At 33.0% G+C, this 17,523-nt stretch carries 14 protein-coding genes; 10 read left to right on the top strand and 4 right to left on the bottom strand.

The genetic code is table 11. From position 1 onward, the window contains the following. Window positions 1–29 precede the first annotated feature (29 nt). Both P3U32_RS11365 and P3U32_RS11360 read left to right on the top strand, forming a co-directional pair. Window positions 30–581, top strand: coding sequence for a flavodoxin family protein (locus P3U32_RS11365; RefSeq protein WP_323703288.1), 552 nt, complete (start codon window positions 30–32; stop codon window positions 579–581). A 212-nt stretch (window positions 582–793) separates the two neighbouring features. Beyond that, window positions 794–1,935, top strand: a protein-coding gene (locus P3U32_RS11360) for an IS3 family transposase (protein ID WP_323702460.1) whose coding sequence is annotated in 2 segments (ribosomal slippage) — window positions 794–1,064 and window positions 1,064–1,935 — 1,143 coding nt in all. Because the reading frame shifts where the segments join, the coding sequence is not laid out codon by codon here. Between the two features lie 57 nt (window positions 1,936–1,992). On the opposite strand, the gene P3U32_RS11355 is transcribed toward P3U32_RS11360, so the two are convergent. Continuing rightward, window positions 1,993–2,247, bottom strand: coding sequence for a DUF3923 family protein (locus tag P3U32_RS11355; protein ID WP_323703287.1), 255 nt, complete (start codon window positions 2,245–2,247; stop codon window positions 1,993–1,995). 675 nt (window positions 2,248–2,922) lie between these two features. Here P3U32_RS11355 and lepB point away from each other — a divergent pair. Together lepB and P3U32_RS11345 are read left to right on the top strand one after the other, a co-directional pair. Next, window positions 2,923–3,504, top strand: coding sequence for a signal peptidase I (gene lepB / locus P3U32_RS11350; RefSeq protein WP_323703286.1), 582 nt, complete (start codon window positions 2,923–2,925; stop codon window positions 3,502–3,504). Between the two features lie 93 nt (window positions 3,505–3,597). Next, window positions 3,598–4,605: an aldose epimerase family protein gene (locus tag P3U32_RS11345; RefSeq protein WP_323703285.1), complete on the top strand. Its 1,008-nt coding sequence runs from the start codon at window positions 3,598–3,600 to the stop codon at window positions 4,603–4,605. A gap of 59 nt (window positions 4,606–4,664) precedes the next feature. Here the strand turns inward: P3U32_RS11345 and P3U32_RS11340 are convergent, their stop codons facing one another. After that, window positions 4,665–6,044, bottom strand: coding sequence for a MocR-like transcriptional regulator GabR (locus P3U32_RS11340; protein ID WP_323703284.1), 1,380 nt, complete (start codon window positions 6,042–6,044; stop codon window positions 4,665–4,667). A 102-nt stretch (window positions 6,045–6,146) separates the two neighbouring features. Between P3U32_RS11340 and gabT the strand changes: the two genes are divergently transcribed. The 3 genes from gabT to P3U32_RS11325 are packed head-to-tail and all read left to right on the top strand — an operon-like array spanning window position 6,147 to window position 10,202. Next, on the top strand, window positions 6,147–7,433 hold the full coding sequence (gene gabT / locus P3U32_RS11335; protein ID WP_323703283.1) for a 4-aminobutyrate--2-oxoglutarate transaminase: 1,287 nt from the start codon (window positions 6,147–6,149) through the stop codon (window positions 7,431–7,433). 35 nt (window positions 7,434–7,468) lie between these two features. Next, on the top strand, window positions 7,469–8,860 hold the full coding sequence (locus P3U32_RS11330) for an APC family permease (RefSeq protein WP_323703282.1): 1,392 nt from the start codon (window positions 7,469–7,471) through the stop codon (window positions 8,858–8,860). Further along, window positions 8,823–10,202: an NAD-dependent succinate-semialdehyde dehydrogenase gene (locus tag P3U32_RS11325; protein WP_323703281.1), complete on the top strand. Its 1,380-nt coding sequence runs from the start codon at window positions 8,823–8,825 to the stop codon at window positions 10,200–10,202. Before P3U32_RS11330 ends, P3U32_RS11325 begins: the two co-directional genes overlap by 38 nt. Before the next feature lie 1,176 nt (window positions 10,203–11,378). Here the strand turns inward: P3U32_RS11325 and P3U32_RS11320 are convergent. Beyond that, window positions 11,379–12,728, bottom strand: coding sequence for an amino acid permease (locus tag P3U32_RS11320; RefSeq protein WP_323703280.1), 1,350 nt, complete (start codon window positions 12,726–12,728; stop codon window positions 11,379–11,381). A 668-nt stretch (window positions 12,729–13,396) separates the two neighbouring features. Here P3U32_RS11320 and P3U32_RS11315 point away from each other — a divergent pair. From P3U32_RS11315 to nagE, 3 genes are all read left to right on the top strand, one after another. Beyond that, a complete protein-coding gene (locus P3U32_RS11315) occupies window positions 13,397–13,987 on the top strand; it encodes a nuclear transport factor 2 family protein (protein WP_323703279.1) in 591 nt (196 codons plus the stop codon). Between the two features lie 80 nt (window positions 13,988–14,067). Then, window positions 14,068–14,424, top strand: coding sequence for a zinc ribbon domain-containing protein YjdM (locus tag P3U32_RS11310; RefSeq protein WP_323703278.1), 357 nt, complete (start codon window positions 14,068–14,070; stop codon window positions 14,422–14,424). Window positions 14,425–14,567: 143 nt separating this feature from the next. Then, entirely contained in the window at window positions 14,568–16,040 is a 1,473-nt protein-coding gene (nagE, locus tag P3U32_RS11305) for an N-acetylglucosamine-specific PTS transporter subunit IIBC (protein WP_323703277.1), read from the top strand. Window positions 16,041–16,713: 673 nt separating this feature from the next. Here nagE and P3U32_RS11300 read toward each other — a convergent pair. Beyond that, window positions 16,714–17,463 carry a MurR/RpiR family transcriptional regulator gene (locus tag P3U32_RS11300; protein ID WP_323703276.1) on the bottom strand — a complete coding sequence of 250 codons (750 nt, stop codon included), beginning with the start codon at window positions 17,461–17,463 and terminating at the stop codon, window positions 16,714–16,716. Window positions 17,464–17,523: the final 60 nt, after the last annotated feature.

Raw genomic sequence — 17,523 nt, 5'->3', positions numbered from 1 at the left:
GTATATACAAAAATATAGGAGTGTAAAAAATGATTACTTGCTTATTAGGTAGTAGTAGAAATAATGGGAATTCAAATGCACTAGCAGAAAAATTACTCATAAATACTGAACATAAAATGATCAATCTTTATGATAAGAAAATAGATAAAGTAATAGACAACAGACATTCAACAGAAGGATTTAAGAATATACATGAAGATGATTATGACAATATTTTAGATGATGTTATGGATGCTGAAACTGTTGTATTTGCGACACCATTATATTGGTATTCCATGAGTGCTTCTTTGAAATTGTTTATTGACCGATGGACAGAAAGTCTGAGAGATACGAATAGACCACATTTCAAAGAGGAAATGGCGAAGAAAGAATTTATTGTCATTATAGTTGGTGGAGACAACCCAGCTGTTAAGACAAAGCCGTTAATCGATCAATTTAAATATATTTTTGAATTTATGAACATTACGAACTATTCATTTATTGTTGGAGATGCAGTTAAACCATTAGAAATAGAAAAAGACGTAAAAACACTTGAGAAAATAAATACATTAAATCAAGAACTCGTAAATCGAAATAAATGAGTAATAAAATGAATAAATTAGAAATCAGCACAATTATATTTTGTATCTTTATAATAGTCTTGTCATTGGCATTGCTAGTATGGGGGTATTAAACACAACCATAAAAAACACCCGTCTCAATATAACTGCACTAACCCCAGGATGTGGGAGTAAAATAAAAACACTTTCGTTGAATTCATATTAAAATGAATTTATACGGAGGTGTTTTTTCTATGAAAAGAGTGGCATATTCAGTTGAAACAAAATATAAAGTAGTAGAAATGAAACTTAAAGGATATAGCGCAAGAGAAATAATGGATGCTTTAAATATTAAAAATGAATCTCAAGTTAAAGTGTGGTGGAAATGGTATAGAAATGGGGAAACACATAGATTCAATCAACAAGTAGGTAAACAATATTCCTATGGAAAAGGAAATGAAGAATTTAGCACTGTTGAAACACTAAAAATTGAATTAAAGCGCAAAGAAGTAGAAAATGAAATTTTAAAAAAGTACAAGGAATTGGAAAGGAAGTGGTCCCAGAAGTAGTTGTTGAATTAGTAAATGAATTGAAATCTAAATATACAGTGAAAGTCATTTTAGAAGCTTTAGATATTCCAAAATCAAATTATTACAGATGGAAAAACAAAGATTTCAGTATATCTGAGGATGAACGAGAAATTATAGAACTATGTAAGAAACATCGTTTTACATATGGTTATAGAAAAATAACTGCCTTGTTAAATAGAAAAAATAATAAAAAAATTAATCACAAGAAAGTACAAAGGATTATGCAAAAACATAAATTAAATTGTAAAGTACGCGTGAAGAAATCGAAAAGACCAGGAAACCCATATTATAAGACACATAATCTATTGAATAGAAATTTCAAAGCAGAGAAACCTTTAGAAGTACTTTTAACAGATATCACTTATTTACCCTTCGGGAATACAATGTTGTATCTTTCATCTATCATGGATGCTTACAATGGTGAAATTGTGGCATATAAAATTGGTAAAAACCAAAATCAAGAATTAGTAAATGAGACATTAAAACAACTTCAATTGGAACCAGGAGCTATATTACATAGTGATCAAGGAAGTGTGTATACTTCTTATGAATACTATGCCCTATGTACAGAAAAAGGCATTACCAGAAGCATGTCCCGTAAGGGAACGCCAGCTGATAATGCCCCAATAGAATGTTTTCATGCCTCTCTAAAGTGTGAAACATTCTACTTAAACAGTGAGCTTAGAAGCTCTAATACTATTGTAATAGATATTGTCGAAAATTACATTGAAAACTATAATAAAGTTAGAATTCAACAAAAACTAGGCTACTTATCCCCTATAGAATATAGGAAATTAGCAGCCTAGAAAATAGTGTTTTTATTGAGCTCCCTTAGTAAGGGTGCAGTGCCTAACTAATAAAAGTTAATGAGAAGGGTGTTTTTGTTGATGATTTAATTTTTTCGAATATGTAAGATTAATAATTAACCAAGCAATTTGAGTTAAAAAAGGTAAGATAAATAATGTAGACATAATACCAATAGACATCCATTTTATTTCTGTCGTTTGAACAGCGCCAGCAGCATCAACTTCTCTAAACCATAAGAATAAAGCAAAAGCGATAAATGCACCAAGTTCGATAACAGTTAATATCCACCATAAAATCCATGAAACCCTCATGACAAACTCCTTTCTAAATAACTTATATCATTGTAGTTAAATCGTATCATTCGTTTTGTAAAACAGCAATATTTGTCAAAAAAGACTACAAACATCAATACTAAACCTATTTTATTAGACGAGCCGATTAATTTATCTTTTGAAGGTTAAATAGAGAGTAGAAATCTATAAGAAAGAGTAGAAATTACAGAAGTTTATAAGATTGATACTTACTATAATATAATAGTAAGTGAAATAGATGGCGGCTAATTCCATGGAAAAAATGGGGTGATGCCTATGTTATTGGTTTAGCTCCTAGAAAGGAGTAACATGACTGATTATGAATTACTCGTGATCGTGCTTATGATCATAGCAGTCATACAGAAAAGTAATAAAAATCAATAAAAAAATAACCATCTAAGTATCAACTTAAGCTGATTTTTAGAATGGTTATTTTTTAACATAACTAAAAAAGCTACCGTCTTTTTAACGGGCTTACATCAAGGGTGGCATGTTACTGCATGTCGCCCTTATTTCATGTTTATAATATCACGATTTGGTATATTTTGTCTATTAATTATGAAGTTTTAATATATGATACTTATGTTATATAAATTTATTTTTATGTTATGCTATAATGAAAGGAATTGTAAACATAAAAGATTTAATAAAGACTAATAATATAGGGGAGATATAATGGTTAAAAATATTTTGGAATGGATTGCTTCTATTGGTGTTGCGCTTGTTGCGGCATGGGTAATCACGACATTTGTAGGAACTAAATATCAAGTACATGGAGAGTCTATGCATCCAACTTTTGAAAATGGCGATAATCTTGTGGTAAGTAAAATTTCTAAATCACTTGATACTATTAATAGAGGCGATGTGATTATTTTACATGGTAATGAGAAAAAAGATTATATTAAAAGATTAATAGGTGTTCCTGGCGACACAGTTGAATATAAGAATGATCAACTTTATATAAATGGTAAGAAAGTTGATGAACCATATTTAAATTATAATAAGGAACATAAATTCTCAGAGTATCTAACAGAGAATTTTGATGTTTCAGATACGAGAAATTCAGGCGGCAATAAAGTAATTCCTAAAGACAAGTATCTTGTGTTAGGTGATAATCGTATGAACAGTAATGACAGTCGTCTTGAACTTGGTTTAATTACGAAAGATCAAATTGTTGGAAAAGCTAAAATGAGAGTTCTACCAATGAAGAATATGAAATATGATTTTTATTCAGATTCTTTTGATAAAGTGAATTAAGACATTTGTAAAACACATCTTTATTAATTATTTTATTAACTATGATAAAATTTAAATACATTAACCTTAACAATATAGAATAGAGGCAAGTATATGGCTTTTAATATTGAAGTATTAGATGAAAATAAAAATATCGATTTAATTACAATTTATGATGACCAATCAGAAATTAAATTTACGAATTTTGGAATGAGAATCGTTGATTGGAAAGTGAATGGGCAATCGGTTATATTAGGACCGACTAAACAGGACGATATTATTAAATATTATGAAGAGAATCCTTATTTCTTCGGAGCAACTGTCGGAAGATATGGTGGACGTATTGATGGCGCTATATTTGATTTGAACGGTGAAAGTTACCAATTAGAACAAAATGATGGTAAACATAATCTTCATGGTGGATCACATGGTTTGCATACACACATTTGTGATTACGATATTGTTAATGAAGAAACAGCCGTTTCAGTGATTTACTCAGTAGAATTAAAATCTTCAATTGATCATTTCCCAGGTGATATGGATATTAAAATCACACATCGTTACGATTTGATTGAAAAAGAATGGCATATTGAATATGAAGCAACAAGTACAGAAGATACATTATTTAATCCAATGAATCATGTGTATTTTAATTTGAATAAAGAAAAAAATACAATTGATAATCATACCATTCAAAATGACATTAAAATGTACCGTTTAAATGATGATCAAATTGTGGAATCGAAAGAAACAGACGATATTAATGAAATATTAACTAAAGAGAGTTTAACGTTCAAAGATATTTTTGAAAGTGACTTGCCACAAATTAATCAGTATAACGGTTTAGACCACCCGATAGATTTAAAGAAACAGCCATTTAAAGTATCGTATGAAACATTAGAAGTAGAAATGAATACTGATCATGATTATGTTGTATTGTTTACATTGAATGATGTTGATTGGAATGATCAAGAACAATCTATTGTAGAACATGCAGGATTCACATTAGAAGCACAGTCAATTCCAGATGATATTCATTTGCTTGAAGACCAAGCACCTTCTATTTTGAAAAAAGGACAAACTTACCAAAGTAAGACAAGTTATAAACTTAATATATTATAGTAGAAATAGGAAAAGTTGGATGATAGTCACATCCAACTTTTTTGTTTGTTGAGCGTATTTCAATCTTCATTAAATATTTCTTTCAACTTGAGTACAGCAGGTTCTATGTCTTCTAATTTGATTTTTGCAAAACCAATAATAAGTGTCTTTTGATTTGATTCTGGCGGTTCATCAACCATGAAGCGTCTTAAAGTATATAATTCGATATTTTTTTCGGAGGCTTTTTGTTCTATTGTTCCGTAACTGTGGTTTGTTTTGATGTTCAATAGAAAATGCAGTCCTGCTTTCATATCGTATATAGAAATGTCTTCTTTGAATGATTTTTTTAGTGTTTTTAATAGGCATTCTCTTTTTTCTGAATAGATGTGGTGCATTTTACGTATATATTTCTCATAGTTGCCTGACTTAATAAACAAGTGTAATGCGTAGGCGTTGATTGAACTTAAATCTGTGATTGATGTGTGAGTCGCCAAATCAAATGGATATAATAGTTGTTGCGGTAAAATCATATAACTGATTCTTAAACTTGGCATCAACGTCTTCGAGAAGGTACCTAAGTATATGACGCGATCGTTTTTATCTAAACTATATAATGAAGGGATATTATCTGTTCCATATTTGTATTCACTATCATAATCATCCTCTATGATGAATTTATTGTGCTCAGTTACCCAGTTGAGCAACTCAATCCTTCTTGAAATCGGCATAATTGTGCCTGTTGGAAATTGATGTGAAGGCGTCGTAACGATAAAGTCAGGCTGATTAGATTTGATATGATTAACAGATAAACCTTTCTTATCAAGTGGGACATTTATGATTTCTTGTCCCATGCTTATAAATAATTGTCTCATACGAGAGTAACCTGGATTTTCGATAGCAATTTTTTGATGTGATGCAAATGTTTGAAACAATGTACTTAATAAATTTCCTGTTCCTGAACCGATAATAATTTGTTCTGGACGACATACGACACCACGTTTATACGAAATGAGTTGAGCAATGGATTGTCTTAATTCAAACGGACCTTTAAAAGGTGGTATTTCAGACATTTCATTTTTGAATTGATAATACGCTTCTTTAACGTGTTTAGACCAAACATCAATCGGAAATTCAGTGATGTCTGTTGTCATATGAGAAAAAGAATATTGGAATGTTGAGTTTAGTTCTATCGATTGTGTATTTAAAGGTTGAGTTATTTGTTCGTCTTGTATAATGAGTTGGTTCAAAGCTTCGACGAAATAGCCTTGTCTTTCTTTTGTATAAATATATCCTTCTGCAAAAAGTTGCTCGTACGCATTTTTAACGGTGTTAATGCTTACGTTTTGATCGTTAGCTAATTGTCTCTTGGAAGGCAATTTTTGATGACTGCTATATTGTTGAGATAGGATATCTTGTTTTAATTTAAGATAAATTTCTCTATATTTGTAAGAATGTTCCACAAAACCACCCCTTCTGGTACCATTTGAAATTAAAAACTGGTACTTTTCATTATACCAATAATTTTTTAAGATGTACTAAATAAACAATAGGAGGGATTTTAGATGGGTAAAACACAAGAAGAATTAGTAGCGTTAAGAAATGAATATGTAGCAAGAGGTGTAGGTAACGGTAATACACATATCGCTGATTTTGCTAAAGGGGCAACAGTTACTGATAATGAAGGTAAAGAATGGATTGACTTTGCAGGGGCAATTGGAACATTGAACGTCGGTCATTCACATCCTAAAATAACTGAACATTTAAAAAACGAACTTGAAAGATTTATTTTACCTGGATTTAATGTGATTATGTATGAGAGCTATATTAAATTAGCTGAGAAATTAGCGGAAATTACACCAGGTGATCATAAGAAGAAAACAGTACTATTAAACTCAGGTGCTGAAGCTGTAGAAAATGCAGTTAAAATTGCACGTAAATATACAGGTAGACAACAAGTGGTTTCATTTATAAGAGGTTTCCACGGTAGAACGAATTTAACAATGTCTATGACGAGTAAAGTTAAGCCATATAAATTTGGATTTGGACCATTTGCACCAGAAGTATATCAAGCACCATATCCATATTTAGCTGACAAGCCAGAAGGACTAAGTGATGAATCATATATTGATTCAGTTATTAAAGACTTGAACAATTTCTTTATTGCAACGGTAGATCCTTCAGAAGTCGCTTGTGTGGTTATTGAACCAGTTCAAGGTGAAGGCGGATTTATCATTCCTGACAAAAAATTTATGCAAGCGTTAAAAGCAATTTGTGAAGAACATGGCATCGTGTTTATCGCTGACGAAATACAAACAGGTTTTGCTCGTACAGGTAAAACATTTGCGATTGAACATTTTGATATTGTTCCTGATTTGATGACTGTATCAAAATCACTTGCTGCAGGATTTCCATTAAGTGGCGTTGTTGGTAGAAGTGAAATTATTGATAGTCCAAATCCAGGTGAAATTGGTGGTACATATGCAGGAAATCCACTTGCTTGTGAAGCGGCACTTAAAGTAATTGAAATTATTGAAGAAGAAAATTTAAATGCAAAAGCTGAACAACTAGGTGCAACTTTAGAATCGACATTAAAATCATACAAATTAGAGCATGATTATATTGGAGATATTCGAAGATTAGGTGCGATGGTAGCGATGGAAATCGTTAATCCAGAAACGCAAGCACCAGATAAAGCTAAGACAGCACAAATCGTTAAAGCGGCAAACGAACAAGGATTGTTATTGTTATCTGCAGGTATTAATGGTAATGTGATTAGATTCTTAGCACCATTAGTTATTACTGAAGAAGAACTAAACAAAGGATTATCTATATTAGAATCTAGTCTATAAGAAAAATATAAGACTAATAAAAATGGGGTATGTATATGAGTTCTCAATTTAATAAATCAATGAATATTGTAGATGTATTATTTCTTGCGATTGGAGCAATGCTCGGATGGGGCTGGGTTGTTCTTTCGGGAGAATGGATATCAGAGGCAGGATTTTTAGGAAGTGTCATCGCATTTGTACTGGGTGGTTTACTCGTAATATTTATCGGATTAACATATGCTGAACTCGCTTCAGCAATACCCGAAACAGGTGGGGGATTTGTGTTTGTTAAGAAAGCATTTAGTCCTGGCGTAGCCTTTTTCTCAGGGTGGTCTGTATTATTTGGATATGTTTCCGTTATTACATTTGAAGCAGTAGCATTACCAACTGTTATCGACTACGTCATTCCTTTTGAACATAAAGGACTCTTGTGGAATATTGCAGGTTGGGATGTTTACTTAACATGGGTATTAATTGGTTCAATTGGTAGTATTATTTTAACTTCATTAAATTATTTCGGTGTAAAACCAGCAGCAATTATGCAAACGGTATTTACAATATTTATTGTCGGTGTGGGACTAATGCTTGTGTGTGGTGCAGGATTTAATGGTGACTTCACACATTTAAAACCGTTATTTTCAAATGGTGTAGGCGGTACGATGTCTGTACTGATTATGATTCCGTTCCTATTTGTAGGATTTGATGTTATTCCTCAAATTGCAGAGGAAGTGAAAGCACCATCAAAGAAAATTGGTGGCATACTTGTCATTTCTATCATTGCTTCTGTTATTTTCTACTTATTAATTGTATTCGGTGTAGCAACAGGATTAACACCAGCGCAATTAAAATCTAGTAATTTAGCAACTGCTGATGCAATGGCGAATCTATTTGGATCAGGTGGATTTGGCATCTTGCTTGTACTAGGTGGCGTTGCAGGTATTATTACAAGTTGGAATGCATTTATTATCGGTGGTAGCCGTATCTTATATGCAATGGCTAAAAATAACATGATACCTAAATGGTTTGCATATATACATCCAAAATATAAAACACCAACGCATGGTATTTTATTCTTAGGTGTGTTGGCATTTATCGCACCGTTATTAGGTCGACCAGCACTTGTTTGGATTGTTGATGCAGGTGGTATTGGTGTTGTATTAGGTTACTTACTTGTAGCATTCTCATTCTTAAAACTAAGAAAAAGTGAACCAAACTTAGAACGTCCATATAAAATTAAAAGTGGTAAACTTGTCGGATGGATTGCCGTGATTTTAAGTATCGCATTTATCTCGATTTATTTACCTGGTATGCCATCATCACTTGTATGGCCACATGAATGGATTATTGTATTTGTTTGGTACGGTATAGCTGCAGTTCTTTATTTAACTAAACCAAAAGGGGATGAAGCATTTGAAACAGCACAGCGTTTACAATCCAGCAACAAATGAAATCGTCAAAACAGTTGATTTTACAACAGAAGAAGAAGCAAATAAAAAAATCGAAAAAGCGCACGAAGCATTTTTATCTTGGCGCGAACTTGATGCACATGATCGTTCAGCTCGATTATTAAAATGGTATCAACTTATCGATGAGCATAAAGAAGAATTAGCTGAGTTGATTACTTTAGAAAATGGTAAGCCATATAAAGAAGCGTTAGGTGAAGTAGCTTATGCTAATAGTTATATTCAATGGTATGAAGCTGAAGCAAAACGTGTTTATGGTTCAACGATACCAGCGAATAATCCAAATAAAAAAATTATTACAGATAAATTCCCTGTTGGTGTCGTTGGCGCGATTACACCGTGGAACTTCCCAGCAGCAATGATTGCTAGAAAAATGGCACCAGCTTTAGCAGCAGGTTGTACAATCGTATGTAAACCTGCATTGGAAACGCCATTAACGACAATTAGAATGGTAGAGTTGGCGCATGAAGCAGGTATACCTGAAGATGCGATTCAATATGTGATTTTAAGTGGTCGCGATGCAGGACGTATTTTCACAGAAAGCCCAATCGTACAGAAGATTACTTTTACAGGATCAACACCAGTCGGTAAGAGTTTAATCAAAGCATCAGCAGATACTGTTAAAAATGTAACGATGGAATTAGGTGGCTTAGCACCAGTCATTGTTCATAAAGATGCAGATTTAGAATTGGCAGTAAATCAAACGATTGCTACGAAGTTTAGAAATTCAGGACAAACTTGTATTAGTGCAAATAGAATCTTCGTTCATCAAGATATCGAAGAAGAATATGCACGACTACTTACTGAGAAAGTACATGCTTTAAAAGTAGGTAACGGATTAGAAGAAGACGTAGACATGGGTCCATTAATCAACGAACAAGCCGTTGAAAAAGTAATTGATCATATTGAAGATGCGATTGAAAATGGTGGAGAGACATCACAACCAATTGATCAGTTGAAAATCGGTGGCAATTTCTTAAAACCAGTGGTGATTCGAAATGCGAACTTAGATATGAAAGTGATGCATGAAGAAACATTTGGTCCAATAGCAGCAATTATGACATATGACGATTTAGATGAAATTATAGAAGTCGCAAATGATACAGAATATGGATTGGCTGCTTACTTCTTCACGAATGATTATCGAACAGGATTTAATATTTATAACAAACTCGATTATGGCGTGATAGGTTGGAATGATGGTGCACCATCAGCAGCACATGCCCCATTCGGAGGATTTAAAGAAAGTGGATATGGTCGTGAAGGCGGTATTGAAGGAATTGAACCATATTTAGAAACAAAATATTTATCAATAGGCAATATATAAAGATTAGGAAAAGAAAACACACCACTTCAAACGCTGAATAATCAGTGTCTGAAGCGGTGTGTTTATTTTTTGTAGTAAATTATGATGTAGTGTTGTTGAAGTTGTAGATTAACTTTGTAGTTAAGCGACGAGATGGTTAAAGTCGTAGATTAACTTTTGAATTAAGCGACGAGATGGTTAAAGTCGTAGATTAACTTTTGAATTAAGCGACGAGAAGGTTGAAGTTGTAGATTAACTTTTGAATTAAGCGACGAGAAGGTTGAAGTCGTAGATTAACTTTTGAATTAAGCGACGAGATGAGTGAAGTCGTAGATTAACTTTTGAATTAAGCGACGAGATGAGTGAAGTTGTAGATTAACTCTTGAATTAAGCGACGAGAAGGTCGAAGTTGTAGATTAACTCTTGAATTAAGCGACGAGAAGGTCGAAGTCGTAGATTAACTTTTGAATTAAGCGACGAGTTGGTCAAAGTTGTAGATTAACTTTGTAATTAAGCGACAAGATGGGTGAAGTCGTAGATTAACTTTTGAATTAAGCGACGAGAAGGTCGAAGTCGTAGATTAACTTTTGAATTAAGCGACGAGTTGGTCAAAGTTGTAGATTAACTTTGTAATTAAGCGACAAGATGGGTGAAGTCGTAGATTAACTTTTGAATTAAGCGACGAGAAGGTCGAAGTCGTAGATTAACTTTTGAATTAAGCGACAAGATGGGTGAAGTCGTAGATTAACTTTTGCATTAAGCGAGGAGATTGGGTAAGTCGTAGATTAACTCCTGAATTAATCCAAGAAAAGGCTCAAGTCGTGAGTTAACGCAGAAGTTAATCCAAGAAAAGAGCCAAGTCGTGAGTTAACGCTGGAATTAATCCAAGAAAAGGCCCAAGTCGTGAGTTAACGCAGAAGTTAATCCAAGAAAAGAGCCAAGTCGTGAGTTAACGCGAAAGTTAATCCAAGAGACGCCCCAGCCAACCCAATCACCCAGTATCCAACTTAATCCATAAATAATTTAATGAATACGTATCCGATGATAATGATTGCTAACATAATAACTATTGGTAAAAGTAATGAAAATGACATCATATCACTCCTTAATTTTTTGCTCGTATCTTCTATATATAAACATGATAACAAAAAAAGCATCAAACCTCATTTACTAACTGAGGCTTGATGCTTTAATATTTTATTTTTTACGTTTATTCATATAATAAACCACTAATAATAATATGATCCATAATGGTGAGTATATTAATGCGGTACGTGTATCTTCAGCAAAGAATAAGATAACAAGTACGAATGCGAAGAATACTAATGAAAGGTATGATCCTATCACGCCAAATGGATTTTTAAATTTAGATTTCTCATGTAATTGAGCATCTTCTTTTCTAAATTTAATATAACAAATTAAGATGATTGACCAAATAAATATAAAGAAGATGGTCGCTAATGTTGTTACGAGTGTAAATACATCATCTGGAATGAAGTAATTTAATATCGCAGCGAAGAATAATACAACGCCAGAGAATATTAATGCTGGGTATGGAACACCACGTTTATTCGCCTTGCTTAACCCTTTAGGTGCATGCCCCGTTTGTCCAAGTCCATAAACCATACGACTATTACTAAATAATCCACTATTCGCTGCACTTGCTGCAGACGTCAATACGACGAAGTTAACAATACCTGCTGCAGCTGGAATTCCCGCTAGTACAAATAAATTAACAAAAGGACTTTCTTCTGGAGCGATCTTATTCCAAGGTGTGATACTCATAATGATGAGTAAGCTTAATACGTAAAAGATTAAAATACGTATTCCAAGAGAATTGATAGCTTTAGGTAAATTCTTTTCAGGACTTTTTGTCTCACGTGCAGTAACACCTACAAGTTCAATTCCAACAAAGCTGAATACAGCCATTTGGAAGGCCAACAAGAAGCCCATTGCACCGTTAGGGAACATACCACCATGAGAATATAAATTGTGGAATCCTGATTGTATACCAGTGCTTGATTTAAAGCCGTTTAAAATGAGCCACAAGCCAATGACAATTAATAAGACAATGGCAATAATTTTTATAAGTGCAAACCAAAATTCGATTTCTCCGAACAATTTAACAGTCATCAAGTTTAATCCTAACAATAGAACAACTGTTGCAATTGCGGATACATAAGAGGGTACGTCAGGATACCAAAACTGAATATATTTAGCTACAGCTGTAATATCAGCGATACCGGTTGCTACCCAACAGAACCAATACGTCCAACCTGTTAAAAATCCAAACAATGGGCCTAAATAATGTTCGGCAATATCGATGAATGAATTGTAGTTACTATTTGAAAGTAACAGTTCTCCCAATGCACGCATCATAATAAATAAGAAAAATCCTATAATAATATATACAAATAAAATTGATGGGCCGGCTAATGAAATACTTTTACCTGCGCCCAGAAAAAGACCGGTACCAATTGCGCCACCAATAGCAATCAACTGTATGTGCCGATTTGACATACTTCTTTTTAATTCGTGATCTTCCATTTCTTTTCGCTCTCCTTAATTTCCAAAAACGCTTATGTAACAGTTTAATTTGAAAAAACAATATAAAAAGCATTATACTACTATTTTTCCAAATATGCATTTGAATGAACGTGGAGAATTTGACTATAAAGTGAAGAAACCTCTGACATTATCTACTAGTAAGCGAATACATAAAATAATTTAATCATAGCTAGCACGATCGTTTAATACAATACAGAAGTAATGTTATTTAACACGTTGAGTAACATAAGTTAACGCATTTTTTATTTTTGAAAATAATAGTTGTAAAATGAAATTAACTTAAATTTAAGGAGGGGATATCATGTTAACAGGCATCTTACAACCCATTGTCGATTTAATCACTGCATTAGGACTTTAATTGCAAGCGCATGAACATGGTACATATTCTTAAATTTTTATATTCTAACTTCAAAAACAAAGAGGCTGGGACATTAATAATGTCTCAGCCTCTTTTAGTATCTAGTCATCCTTGCAGGGGCGGGACTACGAAATCTTTTTTAAATAAATTAGATTTCTGTCCCGCTCCCTTTGTTTTATGTGTCATCAGTTGTGAATGCATGATTGAAAGGGTATATTAAAGAAGAAATCGGAAATACAGAAACAATTAATTTGAACTGAATGCCATTTCAAAAAAGGAGTTGTACGATATGACAAACTTACCTAAAATAGGTCAACCAGCAACACGCGCATTAAATGAAATTAATGTTTCAACATTAGAGGAAGTAGCACAATTTGATGAGCAGAATTTATCAAATTTGCACGGTGTAGGACCAAAGGCGATTAGAATTTTGAACGAGGCGTTACAGGAAAAGGGTTTGAATTTTAATAAACTTGATGAAGATTTAAGTCATTTGAAATTTGTTGTACGTGGAGATTTAAATTGTGACAATGCACCAAAGAGAAGAATTGTTAGAGATATCGTCGTTGGATCCACGGCAGGAGATATAAAAGCAGTAGAATCTTGGCTAACAGATGATTTAATTTGGGAAGTGCCTGGTGAATTTGAATTAACTGGTAAAGATGCGTTTATCAAACAGCTGCAAGCATATACAGAAATGGTAAAAAGTTTAGAAATAAAATCAATATTATCACATGGTAAAGAAGCATCTATACATGGCACGATGATTGATCGTTCAGGTAAGCCGATGCATTTTGCTGAAATGTATGAATTTGCTAGTCATAAAAAGGATTCCAAAATCAAAAAAATAACTTCGTATATAATGATGAAACACGATTAATAAATTGTATAAAAAAGTCCCTAATTCAATGAAATTATGGTAAATTATATTAGAAATGATATATTCTCGGAGGTAGAAACATGGAAAACACATTACCAAATTGCCCACAGTGTGATTCTGAATACACATATGAAGATGGCGCATTATTGATTTGTCCTATGTGTAATCACGAATGGACAGCAAACGGAGACGATGCTGAAGATACAGATCAAGCTGTGATCAAAGACGTTAACGGTGTCGAATTACAAGACGGAGATACAGTTACTGTCGTTAAAGATTTAAAAGTTAAAGGATCATCTAACTCAATTAAACAAGGAACGAAAGTTAAAGGCATTAAACTAGTAGATCCTGAAGATGGTCATGATATTGATTGTAAAATACCAGGATTCGGTCAAATCGGATTGAAATCATCTGTAGTTAAAAAAGTAAATAAATAATTAGCTTTTGCTGATAAATTCAGGAGTGAAACTTTGGAATCTAGTAAATATATTTAGATATAGTTTCACTCCTATCTTTCATTTTAGAGGAAATATATTTACAATAGTATGTAAGCGTTTAAAGAAAAAAGGGGGACGTTATTATGAAAGGTTATATGCAAAAGTTTGCACAGTCATTAATGCTGCCGATATCAATTTTACCGGTAGCAGGTTTGCTATTGGGGATAGCATCATTCATTGACTCTGGTGCAATTAACGGTAAGGGGAATGGAGTGGCGATATTTTTAGCCAATGGTGGATTGTCGGTTATTGATAATTTGCCGATCTTATTTGCAGTAGGTTTAGCATTTGGGATGTCGAAAGATAAGAATGGTGCAGCTGCATTGAGTGGGCTCGTATCATTCTTAGTCGTTACAAACGTATTGAAGACTGAATCAATGGCAAAAGTATTGCACGTCGCGCCAGATAAGGTCGATTTATCATTCACGGGAATTAGTAATGTATTTATCGGAATCATTTGTGGTTTAGTTACTGCAGCAATTTATAATCGATTTAAAGATACGAAATTGCCAACTGCATTTTCATTCTTTAGTGGGAAGAGATTGGTACCAATATTATCAGCAGCAGCAATGTTAGTGATTTCACTATTATTAATGTGGTTATGGCCACCTGTATATAATGGTCTTGTAAGTTTCGGGGAAATGATTTCTAAACTTGGACCATTAGGCGCAGGTTTATACGGATTCTTTAATAGATTATTATTACCATTTGGCTTACATCATGCGTTAAACCAAGTATTCTGGTTTGATATTGCAGGTATTAACGATATTTCAAACTTCTGGTCAAGTACAGGGGAAAAAGGAATCACAGGACGTTATCAAGGTGGTCTGTTCCCAATTATGATGTTCGGTTTACCAGCAGCAGCATTAGCTATTTGGAAAAATGCTGAAAAACGTAATAAAAAAGTTGTCGGTTCATTAATGTTAGCGGCAGGTATTGCTTCATTCGTAACAGGGATTACAGAGCCATTAGAATTTTCATTCTTAGTAGTGGCACCAATGTTATTTGGTATCCATGCAGTGTTAACGGGTATTTCGATGTTTATTGCAGCGACATTCCATTGGACAGCAGGATTTACATTTAGTGCAGGGTTGATTGATTACTTGCTCAGCTTAAGCATACCAATTGCGAATAAACCATTGATGTTATTATTGCTCGGACTTATCATGGGCGTTGTCTACTTCGTCGTATTTGATTTCGCAATTCGCACATTTAATTTGAAGACACCAGGTAGAGATGGATTGATGGAAGAAGCGGCTAAAGTAAGTGAAGACGATAATAGTGTGAATTCAGGAGCAAGTGGTCAAGCTAAAGTATCAAACAAAACAAAATTGATTTATGAAGCAATCGGTGGAGAAGACAATATCGAAGCCATTGATCATTGTGCAACAAGATTGAGACTAACGCTTAAAGATACAGGAATTGTAGATCAAGATAAAATTAAAAAATCAGGTGCTTTAGGTAACAAAATAATTAGTGATAAAAACATACAAATTATTATAGGTACTGATGTACAATTTACAGCAGATGAATTGATGCAAATGAATAAAGAATAATAGATATAATAATGTAGAAATACAAAATTAATTCAGAAGCCGACAAAGTTAGATACTTTGTCGGCATTTTTTTATGCGCATGCTTTCCGCGGGCATGTTCTCAGCCTGTAGTCTTCGAATCATGCTGTTCCCGCAGGAGTCAGCGAAAAAAATGCTTAGAATAGCTGTTTTGAGTATAATAATAGAACTTTTTGTAATTTAGGTTTATTCGTTTATAATAACTTTAAAAAAGTAAATTATTTCATTTTATGGGTAATATTGATAATTATGTGGGAGTTTGATTATAATAAAGGGGATGTTACCTATGGGACATTTATTTCGTTTGGCAATACTAGTCAGTAGAGGATTATTTTTAGGTGGAGACCAAAGGAGAAGAAAATAAGTTGTTAAAATCAGAAAATAGGTGGTTATATTTATTATCTAGCATACTTACTTTTATGATAGCCTATAGTATTTATGTTATGTATAGTCAGACAATAGGGGTAATAGGGTTTGTTTTAATGTTATTTGAAATAGGTTTATTTATTTATTTTAGTGTGAAAAAGAATGAATAAATCTATAAAAATAATTTATTAAAAGGGGCTGAAACATTATGTTTCAGCCCCTTTTTAAGTCTGCTGTCAGTCTTGCTGTAGACTGACGGATGTCTAATGTGGTTGTCATGAAGCCTCTGCTAGTGTGAGGTCTTCCATTCGCTATACTTACGAATGATGATTTCAAACACCATATGATATGGTAAGAAACTTGAATATGAAATGTAGTTGAATAGATTTATAGGTGAGCTATTAACGTAAATATTGAAGTTTGCATTCTGAGCTAAGTAATTATCTTTTAATGTTGTGATTGAAATATATTGTATGTTTCTTGTTCGAAGTATTTCAATATTCTCTTTAAGATGTGATGTATCTCCAGAGAGTGAAATAATAAATAACAACTCATTTTCTTTCATTTGATCTGTTACGATTTTAAGTTCAGTTTCATCGTTGAGGACCATGACTTTTTTATGGATTGAAAGAAAATGTCTTTGTGCATCTCTCGCTACATTTAACTGTGCTACACCTGTACCGTAAATATAGATGTTCGGCGATTGATCGATTTGTTCACTTATGAAATCGAAGTCTATCATTTTTAAATGCTTCAATGTTTGAAGCATATCTTGTTCTAATTTTTCTATTATATCTGTTGATGGCTTTGAAGTTTGTTTATTTAACTTGATATAAGCTTTGAAATCACTATAACCGTCGAATCCAAGTTTTCTTGATAATCGATGAATTGAGGAGATAGATGTATGTGATATGTCTGCGATTTCTTGTATTTTTAAGCGATGTATCAAATGTATGTTTTTATTGATCATCTGTATGATATGTATATCATTATCGTTTAATTGTTGATAATGTTCATTAATCAATTTATCCAGAATCATAGTACGCCTCCATTCAAGTTGAAAAAATTTTCAGGTTTTGAAAATATAATCTAATTTTAC

Source organism: Mammaliicoccus sp. Dog046 (assembly GCF_034039665.1).
GTDB lineage: Bacteria > Bacillota > Bacilli > Staphylococcales > Staphylococcaceae > Mammaliicoccus.
This window is presented reverse-complemented; position numbering and strand designations above follow the sequence as displayed.

Excerpts from the sequence above, each read along its gene's own strand:
- P3U32_RS11365 (WP_323703288.1), top strand. The coding sequence starts at position 30 with ATGATTACTTGCTTATTAGGTAGTAGTAGAAATAATGGGAATTCAAAT.
- P3U32_RS11355 (WP_323703287.1), bottom strand. The coding sequence starts at position 2,247 with ATGAGGGTTTCATGGATTTTATGGTGGATATTAACTGTTATCGAACTT.
- lepB (WP_323703286.1), top strand. The coding sequence starts at position 2,923 with ATGGTTAAAAATATTTTGGAATGGATTGCTTCTATTGGTGTTGCGCTT.
- P3U32_RS11345 (WP_323703285.1), top strand. The coding sequence starts at position 3,598 with ATGGCTTTTAATATTGAAGTATTAGATGAAAATAAAAATATCGATTTA.
- gabT (WP_323703283.1), top strand. The coding sequence starts at position 6,147 with ATGGGTAAAACACAAGAAGAATTAGTAGCGTTAAGAAATGAATATGTA.
- P3U32_RS11330 (WP_323703282.1), top strand. The coding sequence starts at position 7,469 with ATGAGTTCTCAATTTAATAAATCAATGAATATTGTAGATGTATTATTT.
- P3U32_RS11320 (WP_323703280.1), bottom strand. The coding sequence starts at position 12,728 with ATGGAAGATCACGAATTAAAAAGAAGTATGTCAAATCGGCACATACAG.
- P3U32_RS11315 (WP_323703279.1), top strand. The coding sequence starts at position 13,397 with ATGACAAACTTACCTAAAATAGGTCAACCAGCAACACGCGCATTAAAT.
- P3U32_RS11310 (WP_323703278.1), top strand. The coding sequence starts at position 14,068 with ATGGAAAACACATTACCAAATTGCCCACAGTGTGATTCTGAATACACA.
- nagE (WP_323703277.1), top strand. The coding sequence starts at position 14,568 with ATGAAAGGTTATATGCAAAAGTTTGCACAGTCATTAATGCTGCCGATA.
- P3U32_RS11300 (WP_323703276.1), bottom strand. The coding sequence starts at position 17,463 with ATGATTCTGGATAAATTGATTAATGAACATTATCAACAATTAAACGAT.